This is a genomic window from Halopseudomonas laoshanensis (genome assembly GCF_008365385.1).
GTDB lineage: Bacteria > Pseudomonadota > Gammaproteobacteria > Pseudomonadales > Pseudomonadaceae > Halopseudomonas > Halopseudomonas laoshanensis.
This window is the reverse complement of record NZ_QOVF01000006.1, coordinates 36,543-58,139: the sequence shown is the minus strand read 5'-3', so window position 1 is coordinate 58,139 and position 21,597 is coordinate 36,543. Positions and strand designations below refer to the sequence as shown.

General features: G+C 58.6%; 22 protein-coding genes. 9 read left to right on the top strand and 13 right to left on the bottom strand.

What is annotated here, in order from left to right:
- Nucleotides 1-77: 77 nt before the first annotated feature.
- The 4 genes from DT594_RS15725 to mreB all read right to left on the bottom strand — a co-directional run bounded on the left by DT594_RS15725 (nucleotide 78) and on the right by mreB (nucleotide 3,305).
- A complete protein-coding gene (locus DT594_RS15725) occupies nucleotides 78-665 on the bottom strand; it encodes a Maf family protein (protein WP_149333854.1) in 588 nt (195 codons plus the stop codon).
- Between the two features lie 7 nt (nucleotides 666-672).
- Nucleotides 673-1,146 (bottom strand): rod shape-determining protein MreD, encoded by a 474-nt coding sequence (gene mreD / locus DT594_RS15720; protein ID WP_149333688.1) that lies wholly within the window; start codon nucleotides 1,144-1,146, stop codon nucleotides 673-675.
- Nucleotides 1,146-2,126, bottom strand: a complete 981-nt coding sequence (gene mreC / locus DT594_RS15715) for a rod shape-determining protein MreC (protein ID WP_246164664.1) — start codon at nucleotides 2,124-2,126, stop codon at nucleotides 1,146-1,148. The genes mreD and mreC overlap by 1 nt, the downstream gene beginning before the upstream one ends.
- Nucleotides 2,127-2,267: 141 nt before the next feature.
- Nucleotides 2,268-3,305 carry a rod shape-determining protein MreB gene (mreB, locus tag DT594_RS15710; protein WP_096344701.1) on the bottom strand — a complete coding sequence of 346 codons (1,038 nt, stop codon included), beginning with the start codon at nucleotides 3,303-3,305 and terminating at the stop codon, nucleotides 2,268-2,270.
- 304 nt (nucleotides 3,306-3,609) lie between these two features.
- Here mreB and gatC point away from each other — a divergent pair, with 304 nt between their 5' ends.
- From gatC to DT594_RS15685, 5 genes are all read left to right on the top strand, one after another.
- On the top strand, nucleotides 3,610-3,897 hold the full coding sequence (gene gatC, locus DT594_RS15705; protein ID WP_096344700.1) for an Asp-tRNA(Asn)/Glu-tRNA(Gln) amidotransferase subunit GatC: 288 nt from the start codon (nucleotides 3,610-3,612) through the stop codon (nucleotides 3,895-3,897).
- Nucleotides 3,898-4,000: 103 nt separating this feature from the next.
- Entirely contained in the window at nucleotides 4,001-5,452 is a 1,452-nt protein-coding gene (gatA, locus tag DT594_RS15700) for an Asp-tRNA(Asn)/Glu-tRNA(Gln) amidotransferase subunit GatA (RefSeq protein ID WP_149333684.1), read from the top strand.
- 18 nt (nucleotides 5,453-5,470) lie between these two features.
- On the top strand, nucleotides 5,471-6,916 hold the full coding sequence (gene gatB, locus DT594_RS15695) for an Asp-tRNA(Asn)/Glu-tRNA(Gln) amidotransferase subunit GatB (RefSeq protein WP_149333682.1): 1,446 nt from the start codon (nucleotides 5,471-5,473) through the stop codon (nucleotides 6,914-6,916).
- 48 nt (nucleotides 6,917-6,964) lie between these two features.
- Nucleotides 6,965-7,369: a septal ring lytic transglycosylase RlpA family protein gene (locus DT594_RS15690; RefSeq protein ID WP_149333680.1), complete on the top strand. Its 405-nt coding sequence runs from the start codon at nucleotides 6,965-6,967 to the stop codon at nucleotides 7,367-7,369.
- A gap of 168 nt (nucleotides 7,370-7,537) precedes the next feature.
- Nucleotides 7,538-9,622, top strand: a complete 2,085-nt coding sequence (locus DT594_RS15685) for a BCCT family transporter (RefSeq protein WP_149333678.1) — start codon at nucleotides 7,538-7,540, stop codon at nucleotides 9,620-9,622.
- A gap of 61 nt (nucleotides 9,623-9,683) precedes the next feature.
- Here the strand turns inward: DT594_RS15685 and DT594_RS15680 are convergent, their stop codons facing one another.
- Nucleotides 9,684-10,268: a YajG family lipoprotein gene (locus DT594_RS15680; RefSeq protein ID WP_149333676.1), complete on the bottom strand. Its 585-nt coding sequence runs from the start codon at nucleotides 10,266-10,268 to the stop codon at nucleotides 9,684-9,686.
- Between the two features lie 165 nt (nucleotides 10,269-10,433).
- Between DT594_RS15680 and DT594_RS15675 the strand changes: the two genes are divergently transcribed.
- Nucleotides 10,434-10,706: a hypothetical protein gene (locus DT594_RS15675; protein ID WP_149333674.1), complete on the top strand. Its 273-nt coding sequence runs from the start codon at nucleotides 10,434-10,436 to the stop codon at nucleotides 10,704-10,706.
- On the opposite strand, the gene DT594_RS15670 is transcribed toward DT594_RS15675, so the two are convergent.
- The gene (locus tag DT594_RS15670) at nucleotides 10,664-10,960 is read right to left on the bottom strand and encodes a PA4642 family protein (RefSeq protein ID WP_218574543.1); all 297 of its coding nucleotides are present in this window, start codon (nucleotides 10,958-10,960) and stop codon (nucleotides 10,664-10,666) included. The genes DT594_RS15675 and DT594_RS15670 overlap by 43 nt on opposite strands.
- A 58-nt stretch (nucleotides 10,961-11,018) precedes the next feature.
- A complete protein-coding gene (locus DT594_RS15665; protein ID WP_149333672.1) occupies nucleotides 11,019-11,498 on the bottom strand; it encodes a hypothetical protein in 480 nt (159 codons plus the stop codon).
- A 73-nt stretch (nucleotides 11,499-11,571) separates the two neighbouring features.
- Between DT594_RS15665 and dauA the strand changes: the two genes are divergently transcribed.
- On the top strand, nucleotides 11,572-13,317 hold the full coding sequence (gene dauA, locus DT594_RS15660; protein WP_149333670.1) for a C4-dicarboxylic acid transporter DauA: 1,746 nt from the start codon (nucleotides 11,572-11,574) through the stop codon (nucleotides 13,315-13,317).
- 27 nt (nucleotides 13,318-13,344) lie between these two features.
- Here the strand turns inward: dauA and DT594_RS15655 are convergent, their stop codons facing one another.
- The gene (locus DT594_RS15655; RefSeq protein ID WP_149333668.1) at nucleotides 13,345-13,902 is read right to left on the bottom strand and encodes a hypoxanthine-guanine phosphoribosyltransferase; all 558 of its coding nucleotides are present in this window, start codon (nucleotides 13,900-13,902) and stop codon (nucleotides 13,345-13,347) included.
- A gap of 163 nt (nucleotides 13,903-14,065) precedes the next feature.
- Here DT594_RS15655 and upp point away from each other — a divergent pair, with 163 nt between their 5' ends.
- Together upp and DT594_RS15645 are read left to right on the top strand one after the other, a co-directional pair.
- Entirely contained in the window at nucleotides 14,066-14,707 is a 642-nt protein-coding gene (gene upp, locus DT594_RS15650; RefSeq protein WP_149333666.1) for a uracil phosphoribosyltransferase, read from the top strand.
- Complete coding sequence (locus DT594_RS15645) at nucleotides 14,707-15,972, top strand: uracil-xanthine permease family protein (RefSeq protein WP_149333664.1); 1,266 nt, start codon at nucleotides 14,707-14,709, stop codon at nucleotides 15,970-15,972. The genes upp and DT594_RS15645 overlap by 1 nt, the downstream gene beginning before the upstream one ends.
- 9 nt (nucleotides 15,973-15,981) lie before the next feature.
- Here the strand turns inward: DT594_RS15645 and DT594_RS15640 are convergent, their stop codons facing one another.
- Genes DT594_RS15640 through pilV form a run of 5 tightly spaced genes read right to left on the bottom strand, consistent with a single transcriptional unit; the run spans nucleotide 15,982 to nucleotide 21,519 of the window.
- Complete coding sequence (locus DT594_RS15640) at nucleotides 15,982-16,383, bottom strand: type IV pilin protein (RefSeq protein ID WP_149333662.1); 402 nt, start codon at nucleotides 16,381-16,383, stop codon at nucleotides 15,982-15,984.
- A 53-nt stretch (nucleotides 16,384-16,436) separates the two neighbouring features.
- Nucleotides 16,437-19,526, bottom strand: a complete 3,090-nt coding sequence (locus DT594_RS15635) for a pilus assembly protein (protein WP_149333660.1) — start codon at nucleotides 19,524-19,526, stop codon at nucleotides 16,437-16,439.
- Nucleotides 19,507-20,028, bottom strand: coding sequence for a pilus assembly PilX family protein (locus DT594_RS15630; RefSeq protein ID WP_149333658.1), 522 nt, complete (start codon nucleotides 20,026-20,028; stop codon nucleotides 19,507-19,509). Before DT594_RS15630 ends, DT594_RS15635 begins: the two co-directional genes overlap by 20 nt.
- A gap of 13 nt (nucleotides 20,029-20,041) precedes the next feature.
- Nucleotides 20,042-20,866, bottom strand: coding sequence for a PilW family protein (locus DT594_RS15625; RefSeq protein ID WP_281290921.1), 825 nt, complete (start codon nucleotides 20,864-20,866; stop codon nucleotides 20,042-20,044).
- Nucleotides 20,866-21,519 (bottom strand): type IV pilus modification protein PilV, encoded by a 654-nt coding sequence (pilV, locus tag DT594_RS15620; protein ID WP_178091542.1) that lies wholly within the window; start codon nucleotides 21,517-21,519, stop codon nucleotides 20,866-20,868. Before pilV ends, DT594_RS15625 begins: the two co-directional genes overlap by 1 nt.
- Nucleotides 21,520-21,597: the final 78 nt, after the last annotated feature.

The following is a 21,597-nucleotide window of genomic DNA, read 5'->3' as shown; positions in this document are numbered from 1 at the left end:
CGAAATGCGACTTCGCTCGCGATCCTTTCAACGGTCTGGACACTGTGCTTCAGAATACCGGAAATCGGAATTCCATTTCAGAGCTGCTGCCAACTGGCGATACCAAAATCCGCTAACAGACCGGCGGTTTCCAGCAACGGCAGGCCTACTACCGCGCTGTAACTGCCCTCGATCCGCTGCACGAATACGGCTGCCAGGCCCTGAATACCATAACTGCCAGCCTTGTCTGCAGGTTCACCGGTCGCCCAGTAAGCTGCAATTTCAGCCTCACTTAAAGACCGAAAAAATACTGTGGTATCCACCCTGAGCAACTCACAACGCTCACCACTGGCGACAGCCACCGCGGTCAAAACCTGATGCTCTCGACCCGACAGACTGCGCAACACTTCGGTAGCCTGCTGCTGATCAACCGGTTTGCCGAGGATGCGCCCGTCCAGCACTACCACCGTATCTGCTGCCAGCACCACCGCTGCAGCTTCGGCGGCTACCCGCTGCTGACCGGCAGCCACCTTGGCCAGGGTAACTCGCTCAACGTAGGCTTCTGCGGACTCGCCGGGCAGAACCTGTTCATCGATATCACAGGCAAACTGGCGATGCGCCACGCCGATCTGCGCCAGCTGCGCGCTGCGCCGGGGAGAGGCTGAAGCCAGATACAAACTGGCTATGCCCGGCTCAGAGTACATGAAAGCGCATTCTGATGACGCGCAATACCGACGATACCCAAGGCCAGAGCAATGCACTGACCAGCGCCGGCAACAGAAACAGCAGAATTGGCGGCCGGCTGCCGGTCAGGCTGCTCAGCCACAACAAAACCATCTGCGCAATGCCCAGGACTGGCAGCATCACCAGACTCTGCTGCCATAGCGGGAAGCGTCGAATGCGCTGGTGCAGCAACAACATCATCCAGGCTACCAACGTCATGACCAGCGCGTACTGCCCGAATAATTGCCCGTAAAGTACGTCCGTAGCCAAACCGGCAACCCAGGCGGTCAACAGTCCAATACGGTGCGGTAGCGCCATGACCCAGTACGCCGCGACCATGGCTACCCACATCGGCCGTCCCAGATCCATCGGTGCGGGCATCGGCATGACGCTAAGTAACAAGGCGACGATAAAGGTCAGTGCAACGATCAGATTGGTTCGCATCACTGCGCTCCCTCGACGGCCGGTGCTTCGCTGGGCGGGACGCTAAGGGGTGCATCGAGAGGAGCGCTGGGCGTTTCGGTCGTTGCTTCCGGCGCGGCCGGAGCAGACAACACCGGATCCTGAAGCGCATCTTCGACAGCCTGCACTTCAGCATCATTCAGCTCGCTACCCTCTTCCAGTACGGGCACCAGTTCGCCGTAACCGGACTCGGCACTGAATACCAGCAGCATATAGCGGCTGCGCGTCAGCTGGGCGGTGGGCGCGACTTTCACGTCGGCAAAAGGTTGCGAGGGGTCCTGCTCTACAGACAGCACCCGGCCTACCGGGTAACCGGCAGGAAAGCGCTGACCGAGACCAGAACTGACCAGAATATCGTCCACGCGGATATCCGCGGTATCCCCAACAAAGCGCAGCTCCAGCCATTCGTTATTACCGGCACCCGAGGCGATTGCACGCAAACCATTGCGATTAACCTGTACCGGCAGACTGTGCGAACTATCGGTGATCAGCAGCACCCGCGCAGTGAACGGCATGACCTCCACCACCTGCCCCATCAGCCCGGTAGCGTCGAGTACCGGCTGACCGAGGAACACACCATCGCGTTCGCCCTTGTTGATCAGCACTCTTTGGGTATAGGGATTGGGATCAACACCGACCAGCTCGGCGACCAGCACGCGCTCGTCCACCAGCGAGGATGAATTGAGCAGCTCGCGCAAACGCACGTTCTGCTCGGTCAGGGTCGCCAGCTTTTGCAGCTTGCGCTGGATAAGCAAGGCTTCGGCGCGCAGGCGCTCGTTTTCAGCTAACAGGTCGGCGCGGCTGGATACCTGCTGGTACACGGCATCCCAAAGGCGTACCGGCAAGTCGGCAACATAGTAGATAGGGGTCAGGATCAGACTCAAATTTGAGCGCAGCGGCTGCAATGTCGATACGCGCGCATCGGCCACCATCAGCGCAATGGACAGCACTGACAGGACCAAAACCCGTACGCCCAGAGATGGGCCTTTGATGAACAGCGGTTTGATGGCGAGCTCCTCGCAGCGACAGACTTCAGGCTGTCAGCAACCCAGATCAGCAGCACAAACCCGCACAGGCTGCGGGCATGCGTGCCTGCAATCCGATCACTCGGTTGAGAGCAGATCCATGGTGTGCTGATCCATCATTTCCAGCGCTTTACCGCCCCCGCGAGCCACGCAGGTCAGCGGCTCCTCGGCGACAATCACCGGCAGGCCGGTTTCCTGAGTAAGGAGTTTATCCAGATCACGTAGCAATGCGCCACCACCGGTCAGAATCAGGCCGCGTTCGGCAATGTCCGAAGCCAGCTCTGGCGGAGACTGCTCGAGCGCGCTCTTGACCGCCTGCACGATAGTTGCGAGGGACTCCTGCAGCGCTTCGAGCACTTCATTGGAGTTCAGCGTGAAGGCGCGCGGCACGCCCTCGGCCAGGTTGCGGCCACGCACGTCGACTTCCAGCACTTCACCACCGGGGAAAGCCACACCAATTTCCTGCTTGATGCGTTCGGCAGTGGATTCGCCGATGAGGCTGCCGTAATTGCGGCGTACATAGGTAACGATGGCTTCATCGAAGCGATCCCCGCCGACTCGCACTGACTCGGCATAGACCACGCCGTTGAGCGAAATCAGCGCGATTTCGGTAGTACCACCACCGATATCCACCACCATCGAACCGCGAGCCTCTTCCACCGGCAGGCCGGCGCCGATCGCCGCAGCCATGGGCTCTTCGATCAGAAAGACTTCACGGGCACCAGCACCGAGCGCCGACTCACGAATCGCACGACGTTCCACCTGGGTGGATTTGCACGGCACACAAATGAGTACACGGGGGCTGGGCTGGATGAAACTGTTTTCATGGACCTTGTTGATGAAATACTGCAGCATCTTTTCACAGACGCTGAAGTCGGCAATAACGCCATCCTTCATCGGACGAATCGCCTGAATATTGCCTGGCGTACGACCCAGCATGCGCTTGGCGTCGGTGCCGACGGCGACAACACTCTTCTGGTTGCCATGGGTACGAATGGCCACAACGGATGGCTCATTCAGAACAATGCCGCGGTCGCGGACATAAATTAGCGTGTTGGCTGTGCCCAGATCGATGGATAAATCACTGGAGAACATGCCACGAATTTTTTTGAACATGCGGTAAGTACACCCTGGTGCGCGTGGGTTAATCGTAGAAGAAACACTGATAAACTACCTGTCTGGAAAACGGGCCGTCCTCACAAGACTGTCTGAGGCGATATGCCGGCGGGCCAACTCGAATGCGCAGGTAACTGATCGGTACTTCCGGAAGTGTCGCAACTCTAACAACGGCGGGGTTTTTGGGCAAGGCGCGTCTGTGGTAAATTCGCGCCTTTGTCTTGATTTCCGCGACAAAATCACCATATCTCAGATACATCGGGTACATTCAGCCGCATCGCCCCTGCTTCACGGAGAACAGCACATGGCATTAGACCGCACAGAGGTGGAAAAGATCGCCCACCTGGCCAGAATCGCTCTGAATGAAGAGGATATCCCCGCCACCACGGCGAAGCTGTCCGGCATTCTCGAGCTGATCGATAAAATGCAGGCCGTGGATACTCAGGGTATCGCCCCATTGGCTCACCCGCTGGAGACCACTCAGCGGTTACGTACCGATGCTGCAACTGAAAGCAATCAGCGCGATGCTTATCAGGCCATCGCCCCGGCCACCGAGGACGGTTTGTATCTGGTGCCTCGGGTTATTGAATAGCCGTGATTGAATAACCGGTATTGAATAGCCAGTATCGAACAAACGTTATTGACCAACGCTGCCTATCAGCGCTGGACTCGCCAAGACACGAGAAGAATTTCCCATGCATGAGAAAACTCTGGCCCAGCTGTCGCAGGCCCTACACAGCAAGACGATCTCCAGCGTCGAGTTGACCGAACACTATCTCAAGCGCATCGAGCAGTTTGATGGTGCACTCAACAGCTTTATTACCGTGGCACCGGAGCTGGCCCTGAGCCAGGCCAAGGCCGCTGACCAGCGCCTGGCTGACGGAACCGCCACTGCCTTGACCGGCATACCGCTGGCCCACAAGGACCTGTTCTGTACCCAGGGCCTGCGCACCAGCTGCGGCTCGAAGATGCTCGACAACTTTGTCGCACCCTATGAATCGACCGTGACTGCGCGCTTTATTGAAGCCGGCGCGGTGACGCTGGGTAAGACCAACATGGACGAGTTCGCCATGGGCTCCTCCACCGAATCGAGTTTCTACGGCCCCACACGCAACCCCTGGAATACCGAGCATGTGCCCGGTGGCTCGTCGGGCGGCTCCGCTGCTGCGGTCGCCGCACGTCTTTGCGCTGCAGCTACCGGCACTGACACCGGCGGCTCGATCCGTCAGCCGGCCGGCTTTACCGCGTTGACTGGTCTGAAGCCGACCTACGGCCGCGTGTCACGCTGGGGCATGATTGCCTATGCGTCCAGCCTGGATCAGGGCGGCCCGATGGCGCGGACTGCCGAAGACTGCGCGCTGATGATGCAGGTCATGGCCGGCTTCGACAGCCAGGATTCCACCAGCGTCGACCAGCCGGTGGCCGACTACAGCGCCAGCCTGAATGATTCGCTCAAGGGTTTGCGCATTGGCCTGCCGAAGGAATATTTTGCCAGTGGTCTGGACGCCGCTACCGCTGACGCCATTCAGGCAGCGGTGAAGCAATTCCAGGCGCTCGGCGCCGAGGTCAAGGAAATCAGCCTGCCAAATGCCGAGCTGGCGATTCCCGCCTATTACGTTATTGCGCCGGCGGAAGCCTCTTCCAACCTATCGCGTTTTGACGGTGTGCGCTTCGGTTATCGTTGCGAACATCCGGCCGACCTCACTGACCTGTACAAGCGCTCACGCGGCGAAGGCTTTGGCGCGGAAGTGAAGCGGCGCATCATGGTCGGCGCCTATGCGCTCTCGGCCGGTTATTACGACGCTTATTACTTGCAAGCGCAGAAGATCCGGCGTCTGATCAAGAATGACTTCATGGCCGCCTATGAACAGGTTGACGTGATTCTGTGCCCGACCTCGCCGACCCCTGCGTTCAAGATCGGTGAAAAGATTGATGATCCGGTCAGCTTGTATCTGACCGACATCTATACCATCACCGCCAACCTGGCGGGCGTACCCGGTATTGCCCTGCCCGCGGGTTTCGCCAATGGGCTGCCGCTGGGCATGCAGTTGCTCGGCCCGTATTTCAGTGAGGCGCGCCTGCTGAACATCGCGCATCAGTATCAGCAGGTTACCGACTGGCACAGCCGCACGCCGGCCGGCTACTGAGAGGATTGAGAACAGACTATGCAATGGGAAATCGTAATCGGCCTGGAAATCCACGCCCAGCTCACCACCGCCTCGAAGATCTTCTCCGGCAGCGCCACTGCCTTTGGCGCCGAGCCCAACACCCAGGCCAGCCTGATCGACCTGGGCATGCCTGGCACTTTGCCGGTACTGAATGCCCAGGCGGTGCGCAATGCAGTCAAATTCGGTCTGGCGATTGATGCCGAGATCGCCGGAAGCAACGTCTTCGCGCGCAAGAACTACTTCTACCCCGACCTGCCCAAGGGCTACCAGATCAGCCAGATGGACTTGCCGATCGTCGGCAAGGGCTTTCTCGACATCACCCTGGAAGACGGCACCATCAAGCGCGTCGGCGTCACCCGTGCACACCTGGAAGAGGACGCAGGCAAGAGCCTGCATGAAGATTTCCACGGCATGAGCGGTATCGACCTGAACCGCGCCGGCACGCCCTTGCTGGAGATCGTCTCCGAACCGGATATGCGCAGCGCCAAGGAAGCCGTGGCCTATGCCAAGACCATTCACTCGCTGGTGCGCTATCTGGGAATCTGCGACGGCAACATGGCCGAAGGTTCGCTGCGCTGTGACTGCAACGTATCGATTCGGCCAAAGGGTCAGACCGAATTCGGCACCCGCTGCGAGATCAAGAACGTCAACTCTTTCCGTTTTATCGAGAAGGCGATCAACACCGAGGTGCAGCGTCAGATCGAGCTGATCGAAGATGGCGGCAAGGTAGTTCAGGAGACTCGTCTGTATGATCCGAACAAGGACGAGACCCGCTCGATGCGCAGCAAGGAAGAGGCCAACGACTATCGTTACTTCCCCGATCCCGACCTGCTGCCGGTAGTCATTGAGCCAGCCTTTATCGCGGAAATCCGCGCGGAGCTGCCGGAATTGCCACAGCAAAAGCGTGAGCGCTTTGAAAGCCAGTTCGGGCTCTCGGCCTACGACGCCAGCGTCCTCTCGGCCCAGCGTGAGCTGGCTGACTACTTCGAGGAAGTGCAGCGTGTCTGCGGCGATGCCAAACTTGCAGCCAACTGGGTGATGGGTGATCTGTCCAGCCTGCTGAACAAATCGGACCTGGATATCGAGCAGTCGCCGGTCAGCGCCGAGCAGTTGGGCGGCATGATTGCGCGGATCAAGGACAACACAATCTCCGGCAAGATCGCCAAGATGGTCTTCGAAGCCATGGCCACTGGCGAAGGCAGTGCCGATCAGATCATCGAAGCCAAAGGCCTGAAACAGGTAACCGACAGCGGTGCGATCGACGCGATGCTGGATGAAGTGCTGGCAGCCAACGCCGAACAGGTCGAGCAATACCGCGCCAGCGACGAAAACAAGCGCGGCAAGATGTTCGGCTTTTTCGTCGGCCAGGCGATGAAAGCATCCAAAGGCAAAGCCAACCCGCAACAGGTCAACGAACTGCTGCGAAGCAAACTGGAAGGCTGACTGCTGCCCATCGCGCCTGCCGATGCGGGTTGATTACGGAGAACTGTGATGCGCCGGATTGTGTTGCTGGCCCTGCTCTCACTGATACTGCCGCTACAGCCCGCACTAGCGGACATCAGCGATGCTGCGGAAGATATACAGGACGCCATCTGGCAAGAAACCGGGCGCGCGTCCTATTATGCCGCGCGCCTGCAAGGTCGGCATACCGCTAACGGCGAGCGCTACGACCAGTCAGAACTCACCGCCGCCCATCCTAGCCTGGCCTTTGGCACTCGCGTCTGTGTGACCAATCTGTATAACGGCCGCGAAACCGTGGTGCGAATCAACGACCGCGGCCCCTTCGTCGGCAACCGTATCATCGATCTTTCCCGCCAAGCCGCACTGGATCTGGGCATGATCCAGCGCGGTGTGGCACGCGTGCGCTTGAGCCTCTGCGACGAAGAAAACAGCTAAGCCAGCGGCGTTATTCGCAACTTCTTGTTGTATTGCGCGGGACAAACTCCCGGCATGAGTGTCTATACTGGGGCGCAAACAGACAACAAAAGGCATCCCTATCCGCTCTTTTCCCCCATCTCCCTGCTTCGCGCCCCCGATTCTGCCAACAGATAAAAGGACGGCACCATGACTGAAAACACGTCTGACAACTCGACTGAAAAGCCAAGCCGCTGGAAATCCACCATACTGGTTCCGGTCTTCGCGCCGGCAGTGATCATCACCCTGCTGCTGGTGATCGGCACTGTCAGTAATCCAGAACTGGCGGGCGAAGCGTTCAGCAGCACCCTGGCCTACATCACCACCACCTTCGGCTGGTTTTATATGCTCGCGGTGGCCATGTTCCTGATTTTCATCGTGATGATCGCGTTCAGCAAATGGGGCAATATAAAACTCGGGCCTGACCATTCGGAGCCGCAATACAGTTTTCCGGCCTGGTTCGCCATGCTGTTTTCTGCTGGTTACGGTATTGCGTTGCTGTTCTTCGGGGTTGCCGAGCCGGTATTACACTATGCCGCTCCCCCGGCCGGCGCCGCGGAAACCGTCGACTCGGCCAAGCAGGCGATGCAGATTGCATTTTTTCACTGGGGCTTTCATATCTGGGCGATCTACGGCCTGGTAGGTCTGGTGCTGGCCTATTTCTCCTTCCGGCATGGCCTGCCGCTGTCGATGCGTTCGGCGCTGTACCCGCTGATTGGCGACCGTATTTATGGCCCGATCGGTCACACGGTGGACGTATTCGCGATCCTCGGCACGCTGTTCGGCATCGCCACCACGCTGGGTCTGTCGGTTTCGCAAATCAATGCGGGGTTGAATTATCTGTGGCCAAGCATCCCGGTGAATATCACAGTGCAGATCATCGCCATCGCGATAATTACCAGTCTGGCTCTGATCTCGGTTGTCGCCGGGCTGGACAAGGGTGTGAAGAACCTGTCGATCCTGAATATGGTGCTGGCGATAGTACTGATGGTCTTCGTTTTCGCCGTTGGGCCCTCGATCATGATTCTTGAGACCTTCCTGCAGAATACCGGTAGCTATCTGAACAATATCGTCGAGCGGACTTTCAACCTTCAGGCTTACACCCGCAGTGACTGGATCGGCAACTGGACCTTGTTCATTTTCGGCTGGACCATTGCCTGGGCGCCCTTCGTCGGCCTGTTTATCGCCAAGATCAGCCGCGGCCGCACCATCCGCCAGTTCGTCATGGGCGTGATGCTGGTACCGACGATATTCACCTTCTTGTGGTTTTCAATCTTTGGTGATACCGCGCTGCATCTGATCATGAACGAGGGTTATACCGCGCTGATCACCGAGGTGCAGAACGATACTGCGATTGCCCTGTTCAAACTCTATGAACGGTTGCCGCTGACCTCGATCGTGTCCTTCATCACGGTGATCCTGATCATCACCTTCTTTGTTACCTCCTCGGATTCCGGCTCGCTGGTGATTGATTCGCTGGCCTCAGGTGGCGCCATGCACACACCTGCCTGGCAGCGCGCTTTCTGGGCGATACTCGAAGGGGTGGTGGCATCGGTACTGCTGCTGGCTGGCGGTCTTAGCGCGCTGCAGACCATGACCATCGCCAGCGCTCTGCCGTTCTCGATCATCATGATTATCTCGGCGATCGGAATGTGGCGAGCGCTGGTCATTGAAGGCCACCGCGATCAAAGCCTGCTGCACCCCATGCAGTCTACCCGTCACCACACAGGCAATCCGACCACCGCCTGGAAAAAGCGTCTGGCCGGAATCGTCAACTTTCCCGACAAGGCCCAGGTGGAAAAGTTTATCAACGGGGTGGCGCTGGAGGCGATGCAGGGTCTGCAGCAAAATATGGTTGAACAGGGCTGGGAAGCCGAAGTACATGCCGATACCGAGCATGGCCGGGTGTACATCGAAATCATCAAGGAAGGTGAGCTCGACTTTATTTACGATGTGCGCATGCGCGAGTATGCACGGCCGAGCTTTGCGTTTCCGCAGATGGCCCGTGCTGACGAGGCCAAGGAGTTCTACTACCGTGCCGAGGTGTTTCTGCGCCGCGGTGGTCAGACTTACGACGTCTACGGTTATGACCAGCAGGAGCTGATTGGCGATATCCTCGACCATTTCGAGAAGTATCTGCACTTCCTGCACATATCCCCCGGCAGCCTGCCGTGGAACATGGCCGAGCATGATGAGATGCTGCATGACGTACCGGAGGTCAAGCCCGCCAGCTAAAACGAAAAAGCCCGATCGGCAAGTGCCGATCGGGCTTTTATCATCCTGCCAGTGCCGAAACTTACTGCTGTAGCACGCGCAAAATCTCCGGATCCTTGAACACCCGCGTTAATGCATCACTCATCACATCGGTCACCAGGCGCGTATTGGTTGCCTGGTTTGGCGCGTAGCCAAAACGATGATTGGCTGAAGCACCGTAGCGTCCCTTGTACTGCTGGTTCATGCCCCGCGCTTCGGCTGCGAAGGTCGCGCCTATGTCCGCTTCTGTGACGTAGGTAGTAGCTGTGGGCGACTGGTAGCTAAGCTCGGCGAGGCTGACCGTGAGTCGATTGGCATTTGGCGTTCCTTCGGCGACCACCATGAAGCCCAATTGGCGAAGCGATTGCTCGACCTGCTGCTTAATCTGCGTCAGCGCCTGATCGTTAATGGTCAGGTTGCTTGAGTTCGGGTAAAGACCGCCGCGGGTGCCGAGCACCTTGGACTGGCGTGTGTCCTGAACCACCACCGCAACTGGCTGCGAACTGGCCACCGGATTAAGCGGCACCAGCACCTTGGGCTGCACATTCAGTTGCTGCGGACTATGCGCACAGCCGACCAGAACCACCGCGAGACCCGCCACGGCCAGCATTGCCAAACGATTAAGCATATTCAACTCTCCTGAACTTGATAATGAAATAAACGAAACAGCGCCGACATTGGCAGCTTGGACATCCCCCAGCATACGCTGGTTCCAGCTCGAGCGGTGAGGCTTGAATAGTCACACTGATGACATCTTCCAGGGGCAAACTGGAGATCTTTGTGGAGGATTCCCATGCTGATTTCAAGACTGTTGCGGCGCCAGCCGGTGACTCGAAATTTCGCCCAGCTGGACACCCAGGGCAACTGCGTGTCGCTGTGGGTGCTGGAGAACACGCCTGATAGCGGACGCTGGGTACAGGTGAGCGAGTTCAACCCGCTATGGCTCGGCCAGCCTTTACCCAAGCATGCCAGTGTCAGTTCGGGGAATGCGCCATCCGTGCTGCAACCGCTTTTATCTAACCCTCAGGCCTTATTAGCGCCAGCGGCTTTGAGCACCTCGGCGTAGTCTTGCGCTTGAGCGTGCTCGGTAATGGTTTGCAGAAAGGTCTGACCATTGGCATCGAGTGCATTCAAGTCGAAACCCTGCGCCTTGAACATCTGCACGAAACGCTCAAAGTCATGCGCGCGCAAACCACGGTAAGCTCGCGTCAGAATGTGGTGTTCAACTGATTCGCCCGCATACGGCCGCGCCTGAAGAAAAACCGCTACCTGCTCGTCGGTCATCGGCTCGCCAATCACCTTTTCTTTATCTTTACGCACCCGTTCCTACCTCAGCAAATTGCAAAGTCCGCATTGTACCCAGCCCGCAGCGTACTCACTAGTCGCCGCCATGCACATCCGCCCAAATCGTGCCATTACCATAAAAGCGTGCCTGCACAAATGCCGGAGCGTCGCCATCAAGCAGACGCATCAGGGTCTGCATGTAAGCTACTGGATATTCGATAAGCAAAGTCTGAGTGTCGGGCTCGAGCCTGGCGGGGCGGGCTTTACTGCCGGCGTCCACAAAAGCAATCCGCGCCTGATGGACCGGGCTCCCGGCGATCAAGCTGCGCCCTTGCACAAACACCCAGACGCCCGCGGACTGCGGTGAAGGCAAAGCGTTGGGTCGGTACTCGGTGCCCAGGGTCAGGCGGTAACTGTCCACCTCGAACAGCATCTGATCGGGCTTGTCCTGCCGGGCAGCATAAAGATCATCCGGCATGTATTGGTCATGTGGCAGACCCAGCGTATTAGCCATAGGTGCACTACTCAGCAGCGCGAGGAGTATGCTAACTAGTGCTTTGGAACCTATCGACATGCGTTTCTCCTTTGAAACAGACAGAGATCTGTTGTGGCACTCCCACCTTACCTTTGTCAATCCGAGATACCCCATGAGCAAAGCGTCCATCAAGCTGCCGCTGTTTACCGCACTACGGGACAGCTTACGGGAGGGTTACAGCCTCGCCACATTGCGCGGCGATCTGCTCGCCGGGCTGACCGTCGGCATTATCGCCATCCCACTGGCCATGGCACTGGCGATTGCCGTTGGAGTAGCCCCCCAACATGGGCTGTATACCGGTATTATCGGCGGCCTCATCATTGCCCTGGCGGGCGGCTCAAGATTCAACATATCGGGCCCGACCGCGGCCTTCGTGGTGATCCTTCTACCCATCACACAGGCCTATGGGCTGGGCGGGCTGCTGCTGGTCACCGGCATGTCCGGGGTGATCTTATTGGTACTCGGTCTGGCACGGATGGGCAATTTGATCCAGTTTGTGCCCTATCCGGTGGTGATGGGCTTTACCGCGGGCATCGGCATCGTCATCGCCACCCTGCAGATCAAGGATTTCCTTGGCCTGCAGAACGTGGGCCAGCACGAAAGCTATCTGGATCAGGTTCAGGCGCTCGCTTCAGCCCTCCCCAGCGTTCAACTTGGCGACACTCTGGTCGGCTCGGCGACCCTGCTGGTGCTGATCGGTTGGCCATACCTCACCCGCCGCATCCCGGGGCATCTGGTCGCTCTGCTCGTCGGCAGTTTACTTGCCGTACTGCTGTTACAGCTCGACCTGCAGGTGAGCACGCTCGGTTCGCGCTTCAGTTACGAAATAGACGGGATAACGCATCCCGGCATTCCCCCTTTTGCTCCGCAGTGGCTATTACCCTGGACCCTACCCGGTGCTGACGGAACGCCTTTGCAGGTGAACTTCAATCTGTTGCGCGAGCTGCTGCCTTTCTCCCTGGCTGTAGCAATGCTCGGCGCCATCGAATCGCTACTCTGTGCGCTCGTCGCCGACGGTATGGCCAATACTCGCCACGATCCCAATGCGGAATTGATGGGCCAGGGGCTGGGCAATATGATCGTGCCATTCTTCGGCGGCATCACCGCCACGGCGGCGATTGCCCGGACGGCTACCAGTGTGCGTTCGGGTGCACGCACACCGATGGCCGGGGTTTTCCACGCGCTGGTCATCCTGCTCGCAGTGGTGCTACTGGCCGACCTGTTTGCCTATTTACCCATGGCCTCGCTCGCGGCGATGCTGCTGATCGTGGCGTGGAACATGAGCGAGGCACCTCACGTACTGCACATGTTGCGAATCGGGCCGCGGCAGGACGTGTGGGTACTGCTGATCTGCCTGGCGCTGACGGTGTTGTTCGATATGGTGCTGGCCGTGGGTGTGGGGTTGTTACTGGCTTCAGCGTTGTTCATCAAACGCATGGCGGATCTTAGCCAGGGGGCGAAGATGCCACGGCATCAGCACCTTGCCCTGTCAGAGTTGCCCGACAGCGTCGCCTTGTACCAGATCAACGGCCCCTTGTTTTTCGCAGCAGCAGACAAGGCCTTGAGTGCCATGAGCCGCTTTGACGAAGGCATTGCGTTCCTGGCGATTGATATGCAGGCGGTGCCGAGCATGGATATGAGCGCGCTAGTGATGTTTGAGAAAGCGCTGAGAGATCTGGACCGGCGGGAAATCCGCGTATACCTGATCGGCGTCAACGCTTCGGTGCGTCTCAAACTCAAGCGCGCGGGGGTGGGTGCGCTACGGGGTCGCCGGCACTATGTCGCCAATCCGGACCGGGTCGCCGAGCTGATTCGTCAGCAACTGGCCGATGATGACAACGCCTCAGCAAAAAGCTGAAGCGCTCAGGCTACCAGGGCGCCTGGATCAAGCTTCAGGTATGGCAAAAATACCGTTGGCATTGCGCCAATAGCCCTTGTAATCCAGGCCAAAGCCGAAGATGTAGCGATCTACTACCGGCATCCCGGTAAAGTCCGCCCGCATCCCCGCGTAGGCCTTGCGATCATGCTGCTTGTCGAGCAAAACCGCGGTGAGAACCTGGCTAGCGCCCGCATCCCGGCAATATTCAACAATGGCTGCCAGGGTGTGGCCCTCGTCAAGAATGTCGTCGACGATCAGCACCGTGCGCCCGACCAGCGAATGCTCGGCGCGAGCCTTCCAGAACAGCTCGCCGCCGGACAGCTTATTCCGATAACGCGTGGCATGCAGATAGCCAACCTCCATCGGGAAGTCCAGACGGGTCACCAGTTGACCAGCAATCACCAGGCCGCCATTCATCACGCTATAGACGATGGGATTGCTATCGGCCAACGTGGCATTGATCTCGGCTGCCATGCGATCCATGGCCGCTTCTATATCAGCCGCGGTAAACAGACAGTCGGCCTCGGCCTTGACTTGCCGAATGTGATCCAGATCGACGGACATGCAGAACTCCCGGTACGAAGCTAATAGAGGGTGCGCAAATTACTGATCCTGAGCGCGAAAGGCAAGCATGGCGGGTCGCGCGACGGTTCAAGGCGGATGACCGCAAACGGACATTAGTTTAGGCTATGCCCATTCCAAGCGCCCCGCACGAGAGTAACTGCTGATGAATATCAAAGAAATACGTCACCCTCTGATCCGCCACAAGCTGGGTCTGATGCGCCGAGCCGAGATCAGTACCAAAAACTTTCGTGAACTCGCGCAGGAAGTTGCGGCCCTGCTGACCTATGAAGCCACCCAGGATATGCCTGTGGAGCCTCAACAGATCGAGGGTTGGTGCGGCACCGTCGAGGTGGAAAAACTCTCCGGCAAGAAGGTCACTGTCGTGCCCATTTTACGGGCCGGCCTGGGCATGCTGGACGGCGTACTCAGCTTGATCCCCAGCGCCAAGGTCAGTGTGATCGGCCTAGTGCGCAATGAGGAAACCCTTGAGGCGGACACCTACCTGGAAAAACTCGTGGGTGAAATGAACCAGCGCATGGCACTGATCATCGATCCGATGCTGGCCACCGGCGGGTCCCTGGTCGCCACCATAGACATGCTCAAGCGCGCCGGTGCGAGAGAGATTCGCGCACTGGTTCTGGTCGCCGCGCCAGAAGGCATAGCCCGCGTTTACAAGGCGCACCCCGATGTACAGATATTTACCGCATCGATCGATGAGCGCCTCAACGAGCACGGCTATATCATTCCCGGTCTCGGTGATGCTGGCGACAAGATCTTCGGCACCAAACAGAAGGATGTTCACTGATGGATTCAGTGCAGACCACGGGCTGGCGCAGCGCGCTGGCAGGCTCGCAAATGTTGTTTGTAGCTTTCGGCGCGCTGGTACTCATGCCCTTGATTACCGGCATGAATCCCAGCGTTGCGTTGTTTACCGCCGGCATCGGCACTCTGATTTTCCAGTTCACCACCCAGCGTCAGGTGCCGGTCTTCCTCGCATCAAGCTTCGCCTTTATTGCTCCTATCCTCTACAGCAATCAGACCTGGGGCCTGCCCGCTACGCTCGGCGGACTCATGGCGGCGGGGTTCATGTATATCCTGCTAAGCTTGATAGTGCGCCTGCGTGGACCTGGATTTATCCACCGCTTGTTGCCACCGGTGGTGGTCGGTCCGGTGATTATGGTTATCGGTCTCGGCTTGGCGTCGGTGGCCGTCAATATGGCTATGGGCAAGGCCGGCGATGGCAGTGCACAGTTGGTGGAATACTCCACCGCGATGATTATTTCCATGTCCGCCCTGGCTACCACCATTGTGTTCGCGGTGTTTGCCAAGGGTATTTTCAGACTTGTGCCGATTCTCGCCGGCGTGCTGGTGGGCTACGGGTTGTCCTGGTTTCTCGGCGTGGTTGATTTCAGCGTAGTCGGGGAGGCCGAATGGATGGCTGTACCCAGCTTTGTGACCCCTGAATTCAAGCTGGCGGCGATCCTGTTCATGATCCCCGTCGCCATTGCTCCGGCGATTGAACATATCGGCGACGTGCTGGCGATTGGCTCGGTAACCGGCAAGGATTACATCAGAAAGCCCGGGCTCCAGCGCACGCTGCTCGGCGACGGGCTGGCCACTTCGGCCGCTGCCTGCTTCGGTGGCCCGCCAAACACGACCTACTCGGAAGTGACCGGCGCTGTGATGTTGACGCGCAATTTCAATCCCAACGTGATGATCTGGGCGGCGGTGTTTGCCATTGGCCTGGCCTTTATCGACAAGTTCGGGGCGGTGCTGTTGAGCATGCCGGTACCGGTGATGGGTGGCATTCTCTGCCTGCTGTTTGGCTCCATCGCGGTGGTCGGCATGAATACGCTTATCCGCCACCAGGTCGACCTGTCACAAGCCCGCAATCTGTGCATTGTGTCAGTGACCCTGGTATTCGGTATCGGCGGCCTGATCATTGGTAATGACAGTTTCAGCCTGCAGGGCATCAGCCTGTGCGGTGTGGTAGCCATTCTCATGAATCTGCTACTGCCCCACCCCACCGCTGAAATGGCCGCCGATGTTGGCGAAGAACCCGCCGAGTAACCTCTACTCTCAGCGCCGCCAGCATCTAATGTCGGCTGGCGTGCGCTGCCCCACTTGATTGAGCGTGTACCGGGCACAGACGTCCCCGGCCATAATGCCCTGCGGCACTGCGCGTGCAGTCAAACTGTAGCTATCCTCGTCAAGCACCGCAGTGAGGGTAAATACCGCTTGTCCGACCGTAGGGCTCTGGCTAGCCAACGCCAGGGTACCCGCGTCGTAAGCGCCATGGCGGGTAAAATGCCGCTCTAACAACTGGGCACTCTCAAGCAGCACGGTTGCTACTTCCGCGCGCCGCGCCTGGCGAACGTGTTCCTGGTAGGAGGGATAAGCGATGGCTGCCAGAATGCCTACAATCGCGGCCACGATCATTACCTCAATCAGAGTGAAGCCTGCCTGCTTCGGTTTTCTCATCCGCGTCTCCCTTGCGTAAACCCTGCGTAAGCCCTGCGTAAGCGCTCTAACGATCACATCAATTGCCGCCACATGACTCGATTGAAACGGCAGTTGCCCGAGCCCACTACCAGATCGACCGAAGTAGTAGTGACGGCAAGGTTATATTCCTGACCGCAGTAGATCGTCCGGCAATCGGGCTCTCCAGGCTGGCATGCACATTCATCGACCGCCGGATCACAGGGGCAGAATTCTGTGGCAGCATCACAGCGCTGAGGTGCAGCGGGGCTGCCCGCGCCGGGTTCGCCTACAGGATTGTGGGAGCCGTCGGAGCCGTCAGAGCCGTCAGAGCCGTCGGCGGGAAGTATGCGCGGTTGCTCAAGTATCACCAGATCCCCCGGCAGGCCGCCGTCAATGCTTACACCCGCCTGGGGCGTATCGGCGCTATCAACCACGCCATCATCATTGCCGTCCAGTGTCGCCACCGCAGGCATGCCGCCAGAAAACACATCCATGGACATCAGCCAGCCCGCGCCCTGACTCAGACAAGGATCACCACCAGCCTGAACAAACCCGGTATTGAACAGCAGCCGCCCGCCGCGAATCAGCAAGTTACCTGTTACTCGCTCACCCTGGGGACGGTCAGCCGCAATCAGGGGCAGATACCAACCGTCGCCACGCGTGCCGCTCCAGTTCACCCGATCCTGGCTTACGGTTCGGACCCGACGACTCCCCACACTTGATTCGCCGGTAATGCGCTGTGGTTGTAGTGTTCCGGCGGTAATACTGCCGGCGCCCCCAGGCCGATCCCATACGGCATACACCGCCTGCAGCGCAGTACTGCGTTGATCCGCAGCCTCCAGAAACTTGCCGGTTCCGAAAATGACCAGCCGCCCGCCTTGAGGGTGTTCAACCAACACCGGCTGCGCGCTGATCGGCTGGCCCACACCTGCTTCCAACTCAGCGGTGAACAAGGGCGCACCGTCGAATGCGACCGCCCAATCGGAGCGCTCACCTGCCAGATCGAACTTCCACACGCGCCCCTGCAAATCCCCGGCATATGCAGCAGTCACCTCGCCGTGGTAATTCGTCACCACCTGCGGAGCAGACAGACCATTGCCCGTTACCGAATCGGCGCTGCCCGCCGCGAGACTGCGGAGTAACTCGCCATCGCTGACACGGATCACATACAAGGTCGGTTGACCGGAAGCGCCGCCATAACCGTTCCCGGCGATGACTACCCACTCTCCGTTTAAACGCGCAAACACCGGCTTGCCGTAACTGTGACCCAACTCGCTATAGCCGGCAGTGCCAGGGCTTATTTCCCACTCAGCGCCGAGCGCAGCATTGCCCGACACCTGATCAAACAGACGTAACGCGAACAGGCCACGCCCACCCGCGCCCAGACCGGCCACCGCCAGCGTTGCCCAGACGTCATTCAATTGCGCATCGCCCACTGCGATCCCGCCGTCGACGCCGGATACATGGCCATTTTGTACAAAATCGGTCGCCGCGCGGGCACCCAGGGCAGCATGCGCACTGGCAGGCAGATATGCCAAGCGATGCTCACCGGTATCCGCAGCCAGCACATGCAGAAATCCATCATTGGCGCCAGCCAGCAACGACGAATACATATTGGCCCGCTTGCTCTGCAGATAGTCGACATAACCGGTGATGTTCCTGGAGACCAGCGCTGTTCCAGCATCAGCCAGTGCCAGCGAAGAGTTGATCACATCACCCATCAGCCGAGCACGGACGCGGTACCCACTAACGTCCACCCCACGGCTCCAATCCAACAACGACTGAGCCGACTGAGTGCCGGCCGCTTCGTCGAGAAGGCGACGCTGCCCCTCAGTCAACTGTGTGTAGGTACTGTTATCCAGTGCGAGCACTGCGCCCGGCCGGTTATCCTGCGGCAGACGCCAGGTCTGATAGAGCGCTGCCGAATCGATAGTGACCGTGCTGTCGCTACTCCATACCGGGGTGCCTGCGCGGCCTTGGCCGTCAAGACTCAGAGCCTCTATCGCTCCGCTCCAGTCCAGTGGATTGTATTGCGTGCGGTAATACAGCGCCCCCGTCGCCAGAGCGGGTGCGCTGGCAACTGCGCCACCACCGGAGCCTGCGGTCGCATTGATCTCGCGCATGACATCATTCAACGCACCGGTCAGTTGTTCGGGATCAGATGCAGTGTAATAACGCCCGCCTCCGGCCTTGGCGACCCCGGCAAGACGCTCATCATCCAGCGCGAAACCCAGGGCATAGGTGCGCAGGTTCTGCTCTGGAAAGGCCGGATCGTCCCAACTCTCGCCGGCCGCATCGTTACCGATAGCGTGCCGCTGAACATTGCGCAGATCGATCTCGTAGGCAAATTGCGCGATGTCGTTGAGGTAGAAGCGGCTACCTTCCGTGCTCAGCTGTTCGCCGGTACTGTCCCCGGCCGTATCGCCGTCCCAATTGGGCAGATTGACGGCACCTGCAAGTGCTGGATTGTCGATATCCGGATCCTGAGATACAGCGGTCGGAAACTCTGAATCGTAGGTCGGCAGCCCGTCGGTGATTATTAAACCAACATTTTTCTGGCAGCGGTATTGGATCGGACTGGCAAATTGCTCACGATTTGCAGCACTGCTCGATTGCGGGTAAAAGGCACGCATTCCGCGCATGTAGCGTGTCACTTCGTAATAGGTTTCTGCCAACGGCGTATAGGTGTATGCCGACGAACGAGTACTCGGCCTGAGCGCATCAAGCTGGCTATTCAGTGAGCTGAACCTGTCGATGCCCTCGCTATTTTGTGCGGAGATATCACCTACTTCGACCAATAGCTTTCCGCCTGGCGCGTTGCGACGATCACCGCGACCCTCGGTGTCCCGGAAAGCGAACAAACCAAAATTCACATGGCGGTTGTTGCCGATTACCTCCTTGGCCGTCTGCCGAGCAATGTCCAGGCGGGTTTCGCCGTCGATGCGGTTGATAACCATGCTGGACGAATTATCAAACACCATCACGACGTTGGGCGGCACCCCGGACGCGGACAACAAGGGACCGCTGAACGGAGTGAAGCCGGCCTGCGCTGGCAGTGCGACCAGGACGCCCAATACCACACCACACACCCGTGTTCTAACGCCAACCGCGAGGTGTGACTGCTCAGACCACATAATGCACATAGACACTCTCCAGTACCGTGCGCGTCGATCCTTTGAAACTCACCACTACAATGCGATAGAGGTTGCCCGGTCCTTCATAAGGCAGGCTGGCGGACAGGGTATTGGCTGGTGCCAGCGCTTCACCCAGACTGGTAATGCGGTACCAGACCTGCATGTTGTTGGTCTCGGCCGAGGTAGCTATCTGCACCCAGCCGGCCCCTGGGGAGCCCGTCGCATCGATATCCAGAGCCGACTCGGGAATAACGCAATCCGTCGCCTGACAGGGCGTGGGCAAAGGCTTGTTTTCCTGCGCCGCTATAGCCAGTTGCTGATAAACAATGCGCAAGGCCGCCTCGGCTGCCTGCACGCTGTCATTTTTGAGTTTTGTGCTGGCGGCCATACGCTCTTGACTGGTAGATGACTTGATCCCCGCCACCCCGACCAGCGTAAGCAACAACAGAAATACCAGACTCGCGATCAGTGCCGAGCCACGCTGCACTCTGTCTGATTTTTTACCCCACATGCTCAACTCCAGATCAGTCAATTCGATTACGGATGGCCACCACCTGCATGAAGTTCTGCGCCCGCACCTGGCCGTCCTCCGGGCTTTGCGGGTTGTCGCTCATTTGCAGATCCAACTTGACGCTGCGTACAAGCTGCGCCTGAGCGGCCGGAATCTCATCCATGTATCCACCACTGACCTGCCGGTCATCTGCGCTGGCAGCCAGGCCGAAGCCCAGGGACAGGTCCGCCACACCTTCAATTAATGTCTGGAAATTGCCTGCGCCGTTATTGCGTATCTGCAATGCGTGATTTTTCACCCGATATTCAACCTGACGTAGCGGAATCACCAGGTCGCCGGGTCTGACGTCAAGCTCATCAGCACTCGCTATACGCAGGTCGTCGGTGTCCCGGCAGTTGGTGACTATCAGCCAACGCGCGCCATAATTGCTGGCCCTGCGGGTAGTGTCCGCAGTGAAGATCTCGGCGTTGGGCACTGCTGTAATCAAGGTCAGGGTCCCGGCAGTGCTGCCAACGGAATAACTGATGGGCGCCTCAAGCGCTGGCGGAACGGCACTGCGAATGCTTTCCGGCAGGCGGGCCAGGTCCAGGCAACCGTACATGTTCAGCATGCGCAATTCCTGGCTTAAACGTCCAAGCAGGTAACGCGCATCTTCCTGCAGGGTGGCTGCAGCGCGCTGCACTACGAGCGTCTGTTTACTGGCGATAAATACCTGGACCACACCCATTACCAGAACCAGCCCGAGCGTCAACGCAATCATCAGTTCGATCAGTCCAAAACCGGCACACCGCCGCCCTATAAGCGACGCCTTCAGCGGTGAATGCAGCGAGGATGTCACTACCTGACCACCGAAGACACAACGAAGCGGGTATCCTCTGCGTCGGCCACTGTTCTGGCTTCGGACCAACTGATACTGATAGTCGCGCGGTCGCCACTGATAACAATAGCGCCCGTGCTTCTGGGCAAGTAGCAGGTGACCGCCTCGGTGAAATCCGCCAGATCGCGTACTGCTATATTGCCGCCGCCTTTGCTCCTGGTGCAGTCCCCTTCTATCGATGCTGCATAGTTTTCTAACGATGCTGAATTGGCACGCATGCGATCCAGTAGATCACTGGCTATCAGACTTGCCTGGGTGCTGTAGCCGGCACTGGCGCTGTAACGTATCGCATTGAGCTGCAAGGAGGCTGCACCCAGTATGCCAACCGCCAATACCAGCACTGCAATCATGACCTCCAGCAGACTCACTCCACGTTGCTGGCTGATCGACAGAAAGGGGGCTCTGCCGGGCGAGCGCAGGGGCGTTACAGCAGCTGCATCACACTGGGAAGCAGTACGCTTTCCATGAACAGCGACGCAGCGGTAGAAGACAACGGTAGCGAACGCCACCGCCAATGAAACAAGCGCTATCGGTATCTCGGTGCCGCCTTGGCTCTTCGCAATGGCGCGGCGAGATCCTTCGCCATCCAGTTGCAACCGCATCCGTGCATACATGACCAGCCAGTCCCTTGAGTCGTATCTGTACATTCCATCCTGTACACACTACGACAGGGTCTTGATGGCTACCGACGT

Coding starts and splice junctions, on each gene's coding strand:
- mreD (WP_149333688.1), bottom strand. CDS start 1,146: ATGCGAACCAATCTGATCGTTGCACTGACCTTTATCGTCGCCTTGTTA.
- mreB (WP_096344701.1), bottom strand. CDS start 3,305: ATGTTCAAAAAAATTCGTGGCATGTTCTCCAGTGATTTATCCATCGAT.
- gatC (WP_096344700.1), top strand. CDS start 3,610: ATGGCATTAGACCGCACAGAGGTGGAAAAGATCGCCCACCTGGCCAGA.
- gatA (WP_149333684.1), top strand. CDS start 4,001: ATGCATGAGAAAACTCTGGCCCAGCTGTCGCAGGCCCTACACAGCAAG.
- gatB (WP_149333682.1), top strand. CDS start 5,471: ATGCAATGGGAAATCGTAATCGGCCTGGAAATCCACGCCCAGCTCACC.
- DT594_RS15690 (WP_149333680.1), top strand. CDS start 6,965: ATGCGCCGGATTGTGTTGCTGGCCCTGCTCTCACTGATACTGCCGCTA.
- DT594_RS15685 (WP_149333678.1), top strand. CDS start 7,538: ATGACTGAAAACACGTCTGACAACTCGACTGAAAAGCCAAGCCGCTGG.
- DT594_RS15680 (WP_149333676.1), bottom strand. CDS start 10,268: ATGCTTAATCGTTTGGCAATGCTGGCCGTGGCGGGTCTCGCGGTGGTT.
- DT594_RS15675 (WP_149333674.1), top strand. CDS start 10,434: ATGCTGATTTCAAGACTGTTGCGGCGCCAGCCGGTGACTCGAAATTTC.
- DT594_RS15665 (WP_149333672.1), bottom strand. CDS start 11,498: ATGTCGATAGGTTCCAAAGCACTAGTTAGCATACTCCTCGCGCTGCTG.
- dauA (WP_149333670.1), top strand. CDS start 11,572: ATGAGCAAAGCGTCCATCAAGCTGCCGCTGTTTACCGCACTACGGGAC.
- DT594_RS15655 (WP_149333668.1), bottom strand. CDS start 13,902: ATGTCCGTCGATCTGGATCACATTCGGCAAGTCAAGGCCGAGGCCGAC.
- upp (WP_149333666.1), top strand. CDS start 14,066: ATGAATATCAAAGAAATACGTCACCCTCTGATCCGCCACAAGCTGGGT.
- DT594_RS15645 (WP_149333664.1), top strand. CDS start 14,707: ATGGATTCAGTGCAGACCACGGGCTGGCGCAGCGCGCTGGCAGGCTCG.
- DT594_RS15640 (WP_149333662.1), bottom strand. CDS start 16,383: ATGAGAAAACCGAAGCAGGCAGGCTTCACTCTGATTGAGGTAATGATC.
- DT594_RS15635 (WP_149333660.1), bottom strand. CDS start 19,526: ATGTGCATTATGTGGTCTGAGCAGTCACACCTCGCGGTTGGCGTTAGA.
- DT594_RS15630 (WP_149333658.1), bottom strand. CDS start 20,028: ATGTGGGGTAAAAAATCAGACAGAGTGCAGCGTGGCTCGGCACTGATC.
- pilV (WP_178091542.1), bottom strand. CDS start 21,519: ATGTATGCACGGATGCGGTTGCAACTGGATGGCGAAGGATCTCGCCGC.